This window comes from Luteimonas sp. MJ250, assembly GCF_039548455.1.
GTDB lineage: Bacteria > Pseudomonadota > Gammaproteobacteria > Xanthomonadales > Xanthomonadaceae > Luteimonas.
Window position 1 is genome coordinate 124,167 of record NZ_JBCLVB010000014.1, and the last position, 15,728, is coordinate 139,894.

General features: G+C 70.1%; 13 protein-coding genes and 1 pseudogene. 11 read left to right on the forward strand and 3 right to left on the reverse strand.

Going from position 1 to position 15,728, the window contains the following annotated elements:
• Nucleotides 1–77 precede the first annotated feature (77 nt).
• Nucleotides 78–1,844, forward strand: a pseudogene (locus WCE37_RS11735) (endonuclease); the annotation flags it as partial.
• 209 nt (nt 1,845–2,053) lie between these two features.
• Here the strand turns inward: WCE37_RS11735 and WCE37_RS11740 are convergent.
• The 3 genes from WCE37_RS11740 to WCE37_RS11750 form a co-directional block, all read right to left on the reverse strand.
• Nucleotides 2,054–2,554, reverse strand: coding sequence for a hypothetical protein (locus WCE37_RS11740; RefSeq protein WP_343279531.1), 501 nt, complete (start codon nt 2,552–2,554; stop codon nt 2,054–2,056).
• 175 nt (nt 2,555–2,729) lie between these two features.
• A complete protein-coding gene (locus WCE37_RS11745) occupies nt 2,730–3,446 on the reverse strand; it encodes a hypothetical protein (protein ID WP_343279532.1) in 717 nt (238 codons plus the stop codon).
• Nucleotides 3,443–3,664: a hypothetical protein gene (locus WCE37_RS11750; RefSeq protein WP_343279533.1), complete on the reverse strand. Its 222-nt coding sequence runs from the start codon at nt 3,662–3,664 to the stop codon at nt 3,443–3,445. Before WCE37_RS11750 ends, WCE37_RS11745 begins: the two co-directional genes overlap by 4 nt.
• Nucleotides 3,665–3,868: 204 nt before the next feature.
• Between WCE37_RS11750 and WCE37_RS11755 the strand changes: the two genes are divergently transcribed.
• The 10 genes from WCE37_RS11755 to purH all read left to right on the forward strand — a co-directional run bounded on the left by WCE37_RS11755 (nt 3,869) and on the right by purH (nt 15,726).
• Nucleotides 3,869–6,343 carry a protein-disulfide reductase DsbD gene (locus tag WCE37_RS11755; RefSeq protein ID WP_343279534.1) on the forward strand — a complete coding sequence of 825 codons (2,475 nt, stop codon included), beginning with the start codon at nt 3,869–3,871 and terminating at the stop codon, nt 6,341–6,343.
• The gene (locus WCE37_RS11760; protein WP_343279535.1) at nt 6,343–6,942 is read left to right on the forward strand and encodes a TlpA disulfide reductase family protein; all 600 of its coding nucleotides are present in this window, start codon (nt 6,343–6,345) and stop codon (nt 6,940–6,942) included. The genes WCE37_RS11755 and WCE37_RS11760 overlap by 1 nt, the downstream gene beginning before the upstream one ends.
• Nucleotides 6,943–7,056: 114 nt before the next feature.
• Nucleotides 7,057–7,503: a type II 3-dehydroquinate dehydratase gene (aroQ, locus tag WCE37_RS11765; RefSeq protein WP_343279536.1), complete on the forward strand. Its 447-nt coding sequence runs from the start codon at nt 7,057–7,059 to the stop codon at nt 7,501–7,503.
• Between the two features lie 64 nt (nt 7,504–7,567).
• Nucleotides 7,568–8,047 carry an acetyl-CoA carboxylase biotin carboxyl carrier protein gene (gene accB / locus WCE37_RS11770; RefSeq protein ID WP_343255799.1) on the forward strand — a complete coding sequence of 160 codons (480 nt, stop codon included), beginning with the start codon at nt 7,568–7,570 and terminating at the stop codon, nt 8,045–8,047.
• Nucleotides 8,048–8,058: 11 nt separating this feature from the next.
• Nucleotides 8,059–9,429: an acetyl-CoA carboxylase biotin carboxylase subunit gene (gene accC / locus WCE37_RS11775; protein WP_343279537.1), complete on the forward strand. Its 1,371-nt coding sequence runs from the start codon at nt 8,059–8,061 to the stop codon at nt 9,427–9,429.
• A 141-nt stretch (nt 9,430–9,570) separates the two neighbouring features.
• The gene (locus WCE37_RS11780) at nt 9,571–11,565 is read left to right on the forward strand and encodes a hypothetical protein (RefSeq protein ID WP_343279538.1); all 1,995 of its coding nucleotides are present in this window, start codon (nt 9,571–9,573) and stop codon (nt 11,563–11,565) included.
• Between the two features lie 88 nt (nt 11,566–11,653).
• Nucleotides 11,654–12,574 carry a 50S ribosomal protein L11 methyltransferase gene (gene prmA, locus WCE37_RS11785; RefSeq protein ID WP_343279539.1) on the forward strand — a complete coding sequence of 307 codons (921 nt, stop codon included), beginning with the start codon at nt 11,654–11,656 and terminating at the stop codon, nt 12,572–12,574.
• 40 nt (nt 12,575–12,614) lie between these two features.
• Nucleotides 12,615–13,754: a DUF3426 domain-containing protein gene (locus tag WCE37_RS11790; protein WP_343279540.1), complete on the forward strand. Its 1,140-nt coding sequence runs from the start codon at nt 12,615–12,617 to the stop codon at nt 13,752–13,754.
• Between the two features lie 46 nt (nt 13,755–13,800).
• Nucleotides 13,801–14,073, forward strand: a complete 273-nt coding sequence (fis, locus tag WCE37_RS11795) for a DNA-binding transcriptional regulator Fis (RefSeq protein WP_343255794.1) — start codon at nt 13,801–13,803, stop codon at nt 14,071–14,073.
• 69 nt (nt 14,074–14,142) lie between these two features.
• Nucleotides 14,143–15,726 (forward strand): bifunctional phosphoribosylaminoimidazolecarboxamide formyltransferase/IMP cyclohydrolase, encoded by a 1,584-nt coding sequence (gene purH / locus WCE37_RS11800; RefSeq protein WP_343279541.1) that lies wholly within the window; start codon nt 14,143–14,145, stop codon nt 15,724–15,726.
• The last annotated feature ends 2 nt before the right edge of the window (nt 15,727–15,728 follow it).

Sequence of the window (15,728 nt, forward strand, 5' to 3'; positions counted from 1 at the left end):
ACGGGATGATGTGTCCCTGTCTGGCCGTCGTCATATTTGATGGTTAGATTGCGTGGTCCACAAAGGGGAGTTACCCAATGCGTCTTGTCAGTTCCCGGCTTTGCTGCGCGATCGCGCTGGCGGTTGCCGCCACGCTGCCGGCCCAGGCCGAAGTCTTCATCAACGAAATCCACTACGACAACATCGACACCGACGTCGGCGAGGCGATCGAGGTCGTCGGCAGCGCCGGAGAGAGCCTCGCCGGCTACCAGCTGGTGCTCTACAACGGCAGCAACGGCGCTTCCTACGACACCGACACCTTGCCCGAGGGCACGCTCTCGGCCTGCGGCGGCAAGGTCCGCTTCGCCACGGTGAATTACCCCGAGAACGGCGTGCAGAACGGCGCGCCCGACGGCATCGCCCTGGTCGATCCGCAGGGCGCCGTGGTGCAGTTCCTGAGCTACGAAGGCGTGATGACGGCCAGCAACGGCCCCGCCGCCGGCATGAGCAGCGTCGACATCGGCGTCATGCAGCCCAGCAGCACGCCGACCGGCCATTCGCTGCAGCTCGCCGGCACCGGCAATGTCTACGCCGACTTCGCCTGGGCGGAGGCCGCCAGCGAGACCTTCGACGCATGCAACAACGACCAGTCCTTCGGCGAGCCCGGCAACGCCGCACCGCGGGTGGTCGAGACCTTTCCGACGCAGGGCTCCAGCAGCTTCCCGTACGCGGCCGAGCTCAAGGTCACCTTCAGCGAGCCGGTGGTCGCCCAACCCGGCGCGTTCACCCTGGCCTGCGAAGGCGCGGCCCGCCATCGCGCACCCGGGCTCGATCACGTCGCGCAGGCGACCAGCTTCACCCTGACGCCTTCGACTCCGCTGGTGCCCGGCCAGGCCTGCTCGCTGCGGGTCGACGCCGGCTTCATCCTCGATCTCGACGACGCTGCGCCCGAGGCCGACACCGTCATCGACTTCAACGTGAAGCGTTCGGGCGGCGGTGGCGGTGGCGGTGGCGATTACTACGGCCTGGTCAACGACTCCAGCCCCGACCAGCTGCGCTGCTCGCTGCACGAGACCATCCGCGGCCACGTCGCCTATCCCTACAGCGGCAGCGGCATCACCACCTGGACGATCCTCGAAGTCGCCGACGAGGACCCCAACGACGCCGGCAAGATCCTCGACGTCTATCGCAACCGCAGCTACGTCAAGGGCACCGACCGTGCCGGCAGCGGCGGCAGCAACAAGTACAACCGTGAACACACCTGGCCGAATTCGCTCGGCTTCCCGGAGCGGGTGGGCGATATGGGCTATCCGCACTCGCCGTATACCGACGCGCACATGCTCTACCTGAGCGACGAGGTCTACAACTCCAACCGCGGCAACATGCCCTTCGCCGATTGCGCGCAGTCGTCGAACTGCGGCGAGCGGCCGACGGAGTTCAACAACGGCCGCGGCGGCGGCACCGGCGTCTATCCAGGCAATTCGAACTGGGTCAAGGGTCCGAACGGCAACCAGGGCTCCTTCGAACCCTGGGGCGCGCGCAAGGGCGACATGGCGCGTGCGGTGATGTACATGGCGATCCGCTACGAGGGCGGCACGCACCCGACCACCAACCAGTCCGAGCCCGACCTGGAACTTACCGACGACCGCAGCATGATCGTCGGCACCTCTTCGTCACCGGCTTACATGGGCCTGCTGTCGACCCTGGTCGAATGGCACCTTGCCGACCCGCCGGACGATGCCGAGCGCGCCCGCAACGAAGTGGTCGCCGCCCATCAGGGCAACCGCAACCCCTTCATCGACCATCCGGAATGGGGCACCCAGGCGCTGTTCACCTCGAGCACGCCCGCGGCCTGCGAACTCGCCACGCCTCCGGCAAGCGAGCCCCGCAACCCGCGACTGCGTGACCCGCGCGCGCGGGGAACCGTGGCTCCGGCGCCGGCAGCTGCCGCATCCACCGGCCGCAAGCTGAAGGCGATGCGCTGACGGCACGCGCCCGGCTTCCCGTTCAAGCAGGGAAGTGGCTCAAACAGAAGGGCGCCGGAATATCCGGCGCCCTTCTGCGTTTTGCACGATCAAATGAGCGACAGCAGCGTGGTGATGCGATTCCGGTTGAGGGCGGCCATCGGCGGCAGCCTGCAGCTCAGCGCGATCGACTTCGACGTCAACAGACCGCCGGCATCGGCGCCTGACCATGTCAGGTTCCCGGCCGTACCGCCGGCCAACGTGATCGATTTCGGGATGTAGCTGGCAGTTGCAAGCTCATCGCCAACCACCGCCGTACAGGTCACCGTGACCGGAGCTGTCGACGAATTGCTGACGCGCGTACTGAAGCTCTGCACGTTCAGGGAGACTTCTTCGTTGGCAAGCGCACAGGTCACGAAGGCCGGCGCATCGCTTTCATTGACGACGGCGAGCGGGCGCTTGCGGATCAGTCCTTCAAAAACGGGCAGCGCCGCCTGGCAGTTGCCGACAGGGCCCGAGCCGGTCGTAGTGAGCAGGTCCAATGCCTGCGCATGCTGGGTTGCGCCCAGAAGCAGGACGCCGGCTGCAACGAGGCAGATCGATCGGTACATATGGGTCTCTCCTCATATATGGGTGCGGCGCCTTGCGGGCGCCGCCACGCCACCATAGAAGAACGTCGCGTGGGCCAAGCGTGATGGCGGACCCGCTTTTTACCGCCTTCCAGCGCTGCGGCGTCAAAGCCGGCGTCTTGCGCGTGCACCACCTGTTTGCAGCAACGATGGTGGATCATGGCTGCGCTCCATCCACGGCGATGTCCGACACCCAGCGCGCGGTGTAGCCCGACTGCAGGGACATGCACTTCGTCGCCTCCCTCGCCAAGCCCGAGGTCTCGACGTCGCCCCAGCCGCGGATGGTTTCCCGGTCGACCAGCTGCGCCCGCATGGTGGTGGCTATCAGGCCACCGACCGGCCCCAGGGTGCCGCGCCAGTTGGCGTCGTCGATGCGGGACCACTGGATGAAGTGCGTATTGGTGGGCATGTACTTGTTGGGATCGAAGCGGCCGTCCCAGATGATGGTCATCCGCTGCGTGACCGGCGGATCGACGCCGAACATGGCCGCCATCGGGCACTGCGACAGGTCCACCACGTCGGTCGTGATCTCCCAGACGCCATCCCGCGGACCGCTGTCGGCGCCCGGACCCGGAAACGGATCGATCGGACAGTCGCCCGACCCGCCAAAATTCCGGTGGATCTCCCCGGGGGTTTTCGCCACCCAGGTCATTTCACCGAAGGCCATCACCAGCGTCATGTCCCCGGCGCCCGCGGGTGCCTGTTCGCCGGTCAGCACCTCCACGTCCTGGACGGTGAGGCTGGACAGCATGCATTGGCAGCCGCCGACGTCGCAGTCTGCGCCAATGACCTTCTTCGCCGCATGCGCCGGCGATGGCAGCACCGTGCCGATGCCGGCGAGCAGCATCGCCAATGCAAGCCGGAGCGCGATCACGGCTGCGCCTCCTCGCCAGGCCGGCCCATGACCCGGCGCCGGAGTTCGTCGCGGCTGACCTTCCCGCTGTCCACGGGGATTCCTCCAAGCGCGTCCACCAGTTCCGCTTCAGCAGGCGGCAGCGCGCCACCAGCCGGGTCCGGCACATCGACCGCGGGCACGCCGTCGCCCTGGGAGATCCCGCAGCCGCCAAGAAGCAGCGCCAGCGCTGCTGGCAACAGCCTTCCCGCAGACCTGTCCCTGTGGTTCATATCCCCCCCCGTTTTGCGTTGTCGAAGCCCCCCCTACTGACGACGCCCGGCCGGTCTTCCGGACATTCACCGGGGCGCGTCCGGGCTGCTGCGTTCCGCGACCGCAGGGATCCGGCCGGCCCGGGTCGGCTACCCTGTCCGGCTCCTGCCGCCCGCCGCCTGTCCGTGCCGATGACCGCCCTCCCGCACCGCTGCAACCGCCCCGACGTCCGCACCGGGAGGTCGATCGCCACGCCGCCGCCCTGGCGATGGATGTGCGCGGCCTTCCTCGCGCTGGCGACGCTGCTGGCGCCGGCGACGGTCCTGGCCGCGATCGGCATGGACGACCTGCTGCCGGTGGACGAGGCCTTCGTGCTGCGGGTCGATGCAGGCGCGACGGGCGGCATCAAGCTCGAGTGGACGATCGCCGAGGGCTACTACCTCTATCGCCACCGCATGGGCGCCGAGCCCTTGGACGATGGTTTCCGCGCCGACCCGGCCGGGCTGCAGCTACCCCCCGGCACGCCGTATACCGATGAGTTCTTCGGCGACGTCGAAACCTATCGCGGCCGCGTGGCGGGCCTGCTCGCGGGGACCGCGACGGCCGCACGCACTGAACTGAAAATCCGCTACCAGGGCTGCGCCGACGTCGGCATCTGCTATCCGCCGCAGACGCGCACGGTGGCGGTCACACTGCCGGCCGCCGCAGCCGCGGCACCGAGGCAGGCCGATTCCGGCTTCGCCGCGCTGGGCCAGGCGCTGGGCACAGGCGCTACGGGCGGCAGTGCAACCCTGGCCAGCGCCGGTGTGACCGGCGCGCTGCCGCTGCCGGAAGCACAGGCCTTCGCCTTCGAAGCCATCGCCGACGGGGGAGACACCCTGCTGATGCGCTTCACCCCGGCGCCGGGCTACTACCTCTACCGCGACCGCAGCAGCTTCACGCTAAAGGCCGACGGCATCCAGGCGGGCACGCCGCGCTGGCCCCGCGGGGTCGCCCACCACGACGAGTACTTCGGCGAGGTGGTGGTCTATTTCGACCAGATCAACGTGCCCTTGCCGCTGCGCCGCAGCCACGGCGAGCCGCGCGAAGCCACGCTCACCGCCACCTTCCAGGGCTGCCAGGATGGCGGCATCTGCTATCCGCCGATGACCCGCAGCGTGCGCGTGTCGCTGCCGGCAGGCACCACGGCGACGGCGGCAAGCACCGCGGATACGGGAGCCACTGCGGGCGCAACGACGGTGGCCAGCGACCCGACCACCACCGGCGCCGCCAACGGACCCGCGACGATCGACGGCGCAGCTGCCGCCAACGCGCGGGCCGCAGCCGCCGGCAATCCCGATGCGCCGGACGCCGCGGCCGCGGACGCTTCGGCGCCCCTCGACGGCACACCCGGCGCCACGGCCGACGCGACCGCCGACAACGCCGCGCGCAGCAGCCCGCCGGCCACCGCGGGCGGCGGCGGCCTTGGCCTGGCCCTGTTGCTGGCGCTGGCCGGCGGCATCCTGCTCAACCTCATGCCCTGCGTGCTGCCGATCCTTTCGCTCAAGGTCCTGGGCCTGGCCGAGGGCGGCGCCAGCCGCGCCCACGCCCGCCGCCAGGCGCTCTGGTACACCGCCGGGGTGCTGGTCGCGTTCGCGGTGGTCGGCCTGGCGGTGCTTGCGCTGCGCGCCGCCGGCCAGGCCCTGGGCTGGGGCTTCCAGCTGCAGCAGCCGGGCTTCGTGGCCGCACTGGTGCTGCTGATGGCGGCGGTCGGATTGAGCCTGTCGGGCGTGTTCAGCATCGGCGGCAGCGCCAATCTCGGCCGGGGCCTGGCTGCGCGCAGCGGCCCGGCCGGCGACTTCTTCACCGGCGTGCTCGCCTGCGTGGTCGCCAGTCCGTGCATCGCGCCGTTCATGGGCGGCGCGCTGGCCTATGCCTTCTCCGCCTCGCCGGCCGCGGCGCTGCTGGTGTTCCTGGCCCTGGGCCTGGGCCTGGCGCTGCCGTTCCTGCTGGTCGGCCTGGTGCCGGCGCTGGCCGACCGCCTGCCAAGGCCAGGCGCGTGGATGGACACGCTCAAGCAGGTGCTGGCCTTCCCGATGTACCTCACCGCGATCTGGCTGGCCTGGGTGCTGGGCCGCCAGCGCGGCGTCGATGCCATGGCCGTGGTGGCCGCGGGCGTGGCGATGATGGCGCTGGCACTGTGGTGGCTGGAGCGCGCGCGCATGCGCGGCGGCTGGCTGCGGCGGCTGCCGGCGATCGCGCTGCTGCTGGTGGCGCTGTCGTCCGCGTGGCTGGTTGGCCGCATGCCGCCGCCGGTGGCGGCGGTGGCCGGGGCCGAAGGCGGCAGCGTCGCCTACTCCGCCGAGCGCCTGCGCGCCCTGCGCAACGCCGGCACCCCGGTGTTTGTCAACATGACGGCCGACTGGTGCGTGACCTGCAAGGCCAACGAACGCAGCACGCTGTCCGGCGATGCCTTCAGGGACGCCCTGGCACGCACCGGCGCCGCCTACATGGTCGGCGACTGGACCAATGTCGATCCGGAGATCAGCGCCTTCCTCGAGCAGCACCGCGCGGTCGGCGTACCGCTGTACGTGGTCTATCCCGGCAACGGCGGCGAAGGCCGGGTACTGCCGGCCGTGCTCGACCCCGACACGGCCGTCGCGGCGCTTGAAGAGGCGGTCCGCTGATGCGCACGCGCAGCATCCTGCTGGTTGCGCTGGCCGCGGGCGTCCTTGGCGTGGTGGCCGGCCTGGCGGTGAACGGCCCCGGCCCGCTGCTGCGCACCGAACTCGGGCAGCGCGCGGTGCAGCACGCGATGGATGCCGTGGCCCCGGTGCCACCCGCGGACCTCGCGATCGCGACCCGCGGCGGCCCGGTGCCGACCATCACCCTGCCCGACCTGTCCGGCCGTCCGCGCACCCTGCCCGCGGAGTTCGCGGGCCGCCCGCTGCTGGTCAATTTCTGGGCCAGCTGGTGCGGTCCCTGCATCGAGGAGATGCCCGAGCTCGACCGCTTCACCGCCGGACAGGGTGACGACGGCGTGCAGGTGATCGGCATCGCGCTCGACGACCAGGCGGCGGTGGAAGAATTCCTGGAGCGCATCCCGGTGCGCTATCCGATCCTGATCGACGCCGCGGGTCCGCGCGATTCCGGCGTCCAGCTCGGCAATCAGCGCGGGGTCCTGCCGTATACCGTGCTGGTCTCGGCCGACGGCCAGTTGCTCAAGCAGCGCATCGGTCCCTTCGTGCATGGCGAGCTGGACGACTGGGCGCGCAGTCGCGACTGAATCAAACGAGCGTTTAAAACTGCGCTAATTCGCAAAACTTCGGCGATCTGGACACGATCCGCCGCTTGCCGCAGACTGACCGCCGTTTTTCGCGAAGGCGGATCGGCATCGGAAATGGACAGGCTTCTTGTCCTCCACGGCCCCAACCTCAACCTGCTCGGCAGCCGCGAGCCGGAGATCTATGGCCGCGACACGCTGGCCGCGATCGACGCCGGGCTGCGCGCGCGCGTGGAGTCGGCGGGGCTGGCGTTCGAGAGCCTGCAGTCCAACGCCGAACACGTGCTGGTGGACCGGGTGCAGGCCGCCGCCGGCGACGGCACCCGCTTCATCCTGATCAATCCGGCCGCCTTCACCCACACCTCGGTGGCGCTGCGCGACGCGCTGGCCGCGGTCGCGATCCCCTTCATCGAGGTTCACCTGTCCAACCCGCACGCCCGCGAACCCTTCCGCCGCCAGAGCTTCTTCAGCGACCTGGCCCTGGGCGTGGTCGCAGGCTTTGGTGCCGCCAGCTACAGGCTTGCCCTGGATGCGGCCCTGCCCCGCCTGGCGCCGGCAGGCTGAGTCCGGCCCGCACTTCCCGATTGCCACTGCCGGCGCCACTGCCGGCACCACCTGAGAGGCCCGCATGGACCTGAGAAAAATCAAGAAGCTGATCGACCTGCTCGAGGACTCCAACCTCGCCGAGATCGAGATCAAGGAAGGCGAGGAGTCCGTGCGCCTTGCACGTACGCCGCGCGGCTACGCGTCGCAGCCGCAGCCGCAGTTCGTGCAGGCCGGCCCGCAGCCGGACCCGGTGATGCCGATGCAATCACCGGTCCAGGCCGCCACCGGCGGTCGTCCGTCCGAACCCACCGGCCCCGCGCTTCCCGACGGCCACGTGGTGCGTTCGCCGATGGTCGGCACCTTCTATTCATCGCCCGCGCCGGACAAGCCGGCCTTCGTCACCGTGGGCCAGACGGTCGGCGCCGGCGACACGCTGGGCATCATCGAAGCCATGAAGATGTTCAACCCGATCGAGGCCGACGTTGCCGGCACGGTGCTGGCGATCGTGGGCGAGAGCGGACAGCCGGTCGAATTCGACCAGCCGCTGTTCGTGATCGGCTGAGGCCCGACGACATGCCCCTCGACAAGGTCGTCATCGCCAACCGCGGCGAGATCGCGCTGCGCATCCTGCGCGCCTGCCACGCGCTGGGCATCCGCACGGTCGCGGTGCATTCCACCGTCGACCGCAACTTGAAGCACGTCGGCATGGCCGACGAATCGGTGTGCATCGGCCCGGCGCCCTCGCCGCAGAGCTACCTCGACATGGCCAGCATCATCGCCGCCGCCGAGGTCACCGACGCCCAGGCCATCCACCCCGGCTACGGCTTCCTGGCCGAGAACGCCGACTTCGCCGAGCGCGTGGAGCAGTCGGGCTTCGTCTTCATCGGCCCCAAGGCCGACACCATCCGCCTGATGGGCGACAAGGTGGAGGCGATCAAGGCCATGAAGACCGCCGGCGTGCCCTGCGTGCCCGGCAGCGACGGCCCGCTGGGCGACGACGCCGCGGAGAACATCCGCCTGGCGCGCGGCATCGGCTACCCGGTGATCGTGAAGGCGGCCGGCGGCGGCGGCGGCCGCGGCATGCGCGTGGTGCATACCGAGGCCGCGCTGCCCGGCGCCGTGGCGACCACCAAGCAGGAGGCCAAGGCGGCCTTCGGCAACGACATGGTCTACATGGAGAAGTTCCTCGAGAACCCGCGCCACATCGAGATCCAGGTGCTGGCCGACGGCCAGGGCAAGGCCATCCATCTGGGCGAGCGCGACTGCTCGATGCAGCGCCGCCACCAGAAGGTCGTCGAGGAAGCACCCGCACCCGGCATCACCGACGCGATGCGCACCGAGATCGGCCAGGTCTGCGTGGACGCCTGCATCCGCATCGGCTACCGCGGCGCCGGCACCTTTGAATTCCTGTTCGAGGACGGCCGGTTCTACTTCATCGAAATGAATACCCGCATCCAGGTGGAGCATCCGGTCACCGAGATGGTCACCGGCATCGACCTGATCCGCGAGCAGCTGATGATCGCCGCCGGGCGGCCGCTGTCGATCCGCCAGGAGGACGTGGTGATCCGCGGCCATGCGATCGAGTGCCGGATCAACGCCGAGGACCCGGACAGCTTCCTGCCCTCGCCCGGGCTGATCCAGCACTTCCACGCGCCCGGCGGACCGGGCGTGCGCGTGGACAGCCACGTCTACGAGGGTTACCGGGTGCCGGCCAACTACGACTCGATGATCGGCAAGCTGATCGTGCACGGCGCCGACCGCGACCAGGCGATCTGCCGCATGCGCGTGGCGCTCAGCGAGATGGTGGTCGACGGCATCCGCACCAATATCCCGCTGCAGCAGCGGATCCTGGCCGACAGCGGCTTCGAGGAAGGCGGGCGCAACATCCACTATCTCGAAAAGCGCCTGACCGAGCGCAAGGACAACTCGCTCTCGATCCTCTGAGCGCCGGTCCTGCCGGGCGGCAGCGGCTTTCGCCGGCCGGCACCATGTCGCACCGCACCTTGGTGGCTCCGGCCACCTCGCCTATGCTCGGTCGTTCACCGGGCACGGGGGCCGGTACCAACGACAAGGGAGAGAGGATCGATGCGCGTTCGCAAGAGCAGGGTCGCCACCGTCGTGCTGGGCGGCCTTCTGGCCACAGCCACCGCCGGGATCGTATTCGCACAGCCACGCACCGCTGCACCCGCGCCCAAGGGCGCTACCACTGGGAACACGACGACCGAGAGGCCCTGGAGCGTCGGCGGGGGCGACATCGGCATCCGCTGGAACCATGACCTTGCCGGCGACCTCGGCATGCGCATCGTGCCCGCCTCCATCCATGGCCAGTCCACCTCGGACGGCTCCGAGCGCTTCGCGCTGCAGGACGCCCGGCAGATGCGCTTCATGGTCGACAACGGCTACGCCCGTGAAATGGCCGGCGGTGCCCTCCAGGCCCGCGGCGGCTACGTGGTGCAGCTGAAGGGCGGCAGCATCGACCTGGACGGCTTCCGCCTCGTGCCACGCGCGGTCAAGCGCGGCGCCGAGCCCGAGTTCGACCTGGTCGACGCCAAGGGCGTGGCCTGGTTCCACGTCGACCATGTGATGCACGAACTGCTGGACGATCCGGCGTCGTTCACCATCGGCTCCTCCGACATCCGCATCAGCGAACGCCTGGCCAAGCGCCTGGGCGCCCCGTATGCCGCCGGCATGGCGATCGCCGAACTGCAGCTCGACGTGCCGGTGCAGCTGCGCGGCAGCGGTGACCTGCAGCCGCAGGCCAACCACATCACCTGGGACGGCGATCCGGCGCCCGATGGCGGCACCTACCAGAACGACATCTTCATGCTCAGCACCTTCGCGCAGTACCTGCGCTGCCAGGGCTGCAGCGGAACCTCGGGCAGCGGCACCATGGCCATCGCGCCGTCGGCGACGCTTAAGAACAACGTCAACGAAGGCAGCATCAACGCCACCGTGCCCGGCGACCCGCTGGGCACCAGCAGCGCGATGTGGACGGCCACCATTCCCTGGCACCAGAAGTTCTCCGGCAATTCGGCCCCGTACAACAACGACCAGCATCCATACCTGATCTGGAACATGTACCGGACCAACGCCGACGGCAGCTTCGAGCAGGTCGGCCGCTCGGGCGTGAAGCACGCCTACCTGACCACCAACGGCGGCTGCCTGGACAGCAACGACCACCACGGCCACGCGCTCGGCCGCGGCTGCACCGACACCTACTCCGTTGGCAACAACGACTACACCCAGGGCATGACCTCGCGCGACGAGATCCTGCCCTCCTCGGGCCTCTGGGGGCGCTGCGGCTCGGTGTTCGATCCGGACTGCAACGGCGTCCAGAACACCGCGCCGGGCGACAACTACGTCCACCGCCTGCTGGTCAACGAGTCGCAGGTGTCGCCGGCCGCCAACCCGGGCGCCACCTGGATGTTCGAATCCTGGTACGTGGCCCGCAAGGACATCGACATCTACAACTCGATGTCCACCAAGGTGACCAACCCGTCGTGGACCGGCAGCATCTGGAACATCGGCACCAGCGCGGAGCGCCTGGGCTCGGCCATCGACCGCTGGTTCGGCAGCACTGTTCCGATGAATCCGCGCAACCCGCACATGAACCCGAGCAAGGAGCGCAAGCTCATCAGTGAGCTCGTGTCCGGAGACTCGCACGCCAAGCTGGCGGTCAAGGCCAAGCGGCTGGCGGGTGGCGTCTGGCAGTACCACTACGCGCTGATGAACTTCGACTTCGCGTTCGCGGAAACCGAGGGCAGCTCGCCCAACCTGCGCATCACCTCCACCCAGGGCTTCGACGCCTTCGCGCTGGCCACCGCATCGGCTGACGCCGTCACCGCCACCACGGTCCGCGATGGCGACCTCGACGCGGCGAACGACTGGGCCTTCGAGGCCGGCACCGACAGCATCGAATGGAGCGCGGGCTCCGGCGGCCGGTCGCTGGCCTGGGGCGAGCTGTACTCGTTCACCGTGCTGTCCACCAGGCCCCCGGTGAACGGGACCGCCACGCTGCGCGCCGACGGCACCGGCCGCGGCACCACTTACCAGGTCGACACCCTGGTGCCGGGCCCCTGAGCCCCGTTGCCGGCCCGGGACACTCCCGGGCCGGCAAACCCGACGCGCCGGCCGGTACCATGGCGCTCCCCTGGCCCGGCCCCGCGCAATGCCCTTCCTCGAACTGACCCTGCACTGCCGCGAATCGGAACAGCCCCGCTACGAGCACGCCTTCGACGACGTTGGCGCACTGGCGGTGACCATGCTCGATGCGGACGCGGATACCGGCAACGAGCGCGCCATCCTGGAGCCCGGCGTCGGCGAGACGCCGCTGTGGGGGGCGATTTCGCTGAGCGCGCTGTTCCCGCACGACTCGGACCCCCTGCTGTTGCTTGCTGCGCTGGAAAGCTTCGACGCCGGCCTGGACTGGAGCCGGGTGTCGTTCCGCAACGTCGAGGACCAGGACTGGGAGCGCGCATGGATGGACCAGTACGTGCCGTTGCGCTTCGGCGAACGCACCTGGATCGTGCCCTGGAACCACGAACTGCCCGATGGCGCCGGGAGCGACGACGCTGCCATCGTGCGCCTGGACCCGGGACTGGCCTTCGGTTCCGGGACCCACCCCACCACTGCGCTGTGCCTGCGCTGGCTGGACGGCCTGGCCGCCGACGGCCAGCTGGACGGCGTCCGCGTGCTCGACTTCGGCTGCGGCAGCGGCATCCTCGCGCTGGCCGCGCTCAAGCTCGGCGCCGCCCACGCCACCGGCATCGACAACGATCCGCAGGCGCTGCTCGCCACCGCCGACAACGCCGCGCGCAACGCCGTGGGCGAGCGCCTGTCGGTATACGCCCCGGCGGAGGCACCCGAGGGCACATGGCCGATCGTGGTCGCCAACATCCTCGCTTCGGCGCTGGATGCGCTGGCGGACACCCTTGCCGCGCGCGTCGCACCCGAAGGCCGGCTGGCGCTGTCTGGCATCCTCGACGGCCAGCAGGAAGCACTGCTCGCGCGCTATGGCGAATGGTTCGACGGGCTCTCGGTCGCGATCGAAGGTGACTGGGTTCGCATTGACGGCATCCGGCGCCGCTGACGGCTGCCCGCCGCGCAGCGCGCGTGCTTGAATAGAGCGCATGTTCGTCAACTGTCCCTCCTGCCGCGGCCTGGTCGCCACCGACCCGGCCAGCGACCTTCCTCCGGAACGCTGTCCGCGCTGCGCGGCACCGCTGCGCGGTCTTCCCGGCGGCGCGGTGGCCCCGGTGGGCGATGCCCGCAGCGGCGTGGCGGCGGCGATCTCGGAAGCGTTCGACGGGCCGGCGACCAGCGCCGGGAACCCGGCGGACGATGGCGTTGCACAGCCCGCGATATCGCTCGCCACGCTGCTGCAGGTGCCGGTGACCACGCCCATGCCGCACCCGCCCGCCGTGGCGCATGACGGACCGTCTGAAGCAGCGCCGGACGGCTCTGCTGAAGATGCGGCGGTGCACATGCCGGGAGATGGATCCGGGGCAGCGAATGAAGAGGGGGACGAGACACCGCTGGCGAGCACGGCGCCGGCGGAAGCCCGGGAGCCAGCGGACACCAGTGGGCCAGGCCTGCAACCCGCGCCCGCACCGACACCGGAAGCCAAAGCTGAAGCCGAAGCTGCAGCAGCCGCCGCGTCGGGCCCGGGGCAAACCGCCCCTGCGGCCGCGCCGCGGCGCGCCACCGGCCGCGCCGCCCCGAGCTTCGCGCGCACCCGGCGCACCGCCATCCCGGAGGCACGCCCGGGCCGCGCCTGGGCGCTGCCCGCCGCCATCGTTGCCCTGGCGCTGCTGCTTTTGCTGCAGTGGCTGCTCGCCGACCGCGCGCGCCTGGCCGCCGACCCGGCCTGGCGGCCCGTGGTCGCGCGCGCCTGCGCGCTGCTGCGCTGCGGCCTGCCACCGTGGCGCGAGCCTGCGGCGTTCGTGCTGCTTGAGCGCGACGTGCGTCCGCATCCACAGGCCGCCAATGCGTTGCGCATCGCCGCCAGCTTCCGCAACGACGCCGCCTGGCCGCAGCCCTGGCCCGGGATCGTGCTGACGCTGTCGGACATCGACGGCCGCCCGCTCGGCACGCGCGCATTCACCGCCGCGGAGTACCTCGGCGGCGAGCCGCCCTCGGAGCTGCTCGGCAGCGGCCAGGGCGCAATGATCCGCATGGACGTGCTCGAGCCGGGCCCGGGTGCGGTGGGCTTCGCATTCGATTTCCACGATGGCGCCGGGCCGATGGCAGCCGCGCCCGGCGCACGCTAAACTCGTTTCCGATCGCGCGCTTGCGCGACATGGTCCAGGGGTCCGATTGAACGCCGCCGACAGCAACGAGCCGCAGGCACGCGGCACGCAACGGGCGCCGCTGCGCGAGCACGTGGCGAACTCCGTGCGCCGCTACATCCGCGACCTCGACGGCTGCGATGCGGAAAACCTGTACGACATCGCCTTGCGCGAGCTCGAGATCCCGCTGTTCGTCGAAGTGCTCAACCACTGCGAGGGCAACCAGAGCCGCGCCGCGGCCATGCTCGGCATCCACCGCGCGACCCTGCGCCGCAAGCTGCGCGACTACGGGATTCTCTGATCCGCGCGGCGCCGGGACCCGTCGCGCCCGCGCCGTATAATCGGGGGATCCCCGCTGCCCCCACGTGCAATGACCGTCGATCGCCTGCCCCTGCGCCGGGCCCTGCTGTCCGTATCCGACAAGACCGGCCTGGTTGAACTCGCCCGAACGCTCGCCGCGCGCGGCGTCGAGCTGCTCTCCACCGGCGGCACCGCCCGCACCCTGCGCGAGGCCGGCCTGGCGGTGCGCGACGTCGCGGACGCCACCGGCTTTCCGGAAATGATGGATGGCCGGGTCAAGACCCTGCATCCGGTGGTGCACGGCGGCCTGCTGGGGCGCGCGGGCGTTGACGAAGCGGTGATGGCCGAACACGGCATCGGCGCCATCGACCTGCTGGTGCTGAACCTGTATCCCTTCGAATCGGTCACCGCGAACGCCGACTGCACGCTGGCCGACGCCGTCGAGAACATCGACATCGGCGGCCCGGCGATGCTGCGCTCGGCGGCGAAGAACTTCGCGCGCGTGGCGGTCGCCACCGACCCGGCGCAGTACGCAGGCATCGCCGAAGAGCTTGACGCGAACGACGGTGCACTGTCGGCCGCGACCCGTTTCGCGCTGTCGGTGGCGGCGTTCAACCGCGTCGCGCAGTACGACGCGGCGATCGGCAACTACCTGTCGGCGATCGCAGAGGCCGCCGACGGCGTGCCGGTGCGCAGCGAATTCCCCGCGCAGATGAACGCCAGCGTGGTGAAGGTGATGGACCTGCGCTACGGCGAGAACCCGCACCAGTCGGGCGCCTTCTATCGCGACCTGCATCCGGTGCCGGGGACGCTTGCGACATTCACCCAGCTGCAGGGCAAGGAGCTGAGCTACAACAACCTCGCCGATGCCGATTCGGCCTGGGAGTGCGTACGCCAGTTCGACGCGCCCGCCTGCGTGATCGTCAAGCACGCCAATCCCTGCGGCGTCGCTACCGCCGCCGGCTGTGGAGAGGCCTACGAGCGCGCATATGCCACCGACCCGACCTCGGCCTTCGGCGGCATCCTCGCCTTCAACACCACCCTCGACGCGGCCACGGCGAAGGCGATCCTGGACCGCCAGTTCGTGGAGGTGCTGATCGCGCCGGACTACGAGCCCGCGGCGCTTGAGTACTGCGCGAAGAAGGCCAACGTCCGCGTGCTGCGCATCGCGCTCGGCGAGGGCATGAACAGTTACGACAGCAAGCGCATCGGCTCCGGCCTGCTGCTGCAGTCGGCCGACACCCGCGGCATGACGGCGGGTGAACTGAAGCAGGTGACAAAGCGCGCGCCGACCGACGCCGAGCTGCGCGACCTGCTGTTCGCCTGGCGCGTGGCCAAATACGTGAAGTCCAACGCCATCGTGTACGCAAAGGACAGCGCCACCGTCGGCGTCGGTGCCGGGCAGATGAGCCGCGTGTACTCCGCGCGCATCGCCGGCATCAAGGCCGCGGACGCGGGGCTGGTTGTGCCGGGTTCCGTGATGGCTTCGGACGCGTTCTTCCCGTTCCGCGACGGCCTGGACGCCGCCGGCGAGGCGGGCATCCGCGCGGTGATCCAGCCGGGTGGTTCGATGCGCGACGCCGAAGTGATCGCAGCGGCCGATGAGCATGACATCGCGATGGTGTTCACCGGCGTCAGGCACTTCAGGCATTGACC

Excerpts from the sequence above, each read along its gene's own strand:
- aroQ (WP_343279536.1), top strand. The coding sequence starts at position 7,057 with ATGGACAGGCTTCTTGTCCTCCACGGCCCCAACCTCAACCTGCTCGGC.
- WCE37_RS11740 (WP_343279531.1), bottom strand. The coding sequence starts at position 2,554 with ATGTACCGATCGATCTGCCTCGTTGCAGCCGGCGTCCTGCTTCTGGGC.
- WCE37_RS11755 (WP_343279534.1), top strand. The coding sequence starts at position 3,869 with ATGACCGCCCTCCCGCACCGCTGCAACCGCCCCGACGTCCGCACCGGG.
- WCE37_RS11790 (WP_343279540.1), top strand. The coding sequence starts at position 12,615 with ATGTTCGTCAACTGTCCCTCCTGCCGCGGCCTGGTCGCCACCGACCCG.
- accC (WP_343279537.1), top strand. The coding sequence starts at position 8,059 with ATGCCCCTCGACAAGGTCGTCATCGCCAACCGCGGCGAGATCGCGCTG.
- prmA (WP_343279539.1), top strand. The coding sequence starts at position 11,654 with ATGCCCTTCCTCGAACTGACCCTGCACTGCCGCGAATCGGAACAGCCC.
- WCE37_RS11760 (WP_343279535.1), top strand. The coding sequence starts at position 6,343 with ATGCGCACGCGCAGCATCCTGCTGGTTGCGCTGGCCGCGGGCGTCCTT.
- WCE37_RS11780 (WP_343279538.1), top strand. The coding sequence starts at position 9,571 with ATGCGCGTTCGCAAGAGCAGGGTCGCCACCGTCGTGCTGGGCGGCCTT.
- accB (WP_343255799.1), top strand. The coding sequence starts at position 7,568 with ATGGACCTGAGAAAAATCAAGAAGCTGATCGACCTGCTCGAGGACTCC.
- purH (WP_343279541.1), top strand. The coding sequence starts at position 14,143 with ATGACCGTCGATCGCCTGCCCCTGCGCCGGGCCCTGCTGTCCGTATCC.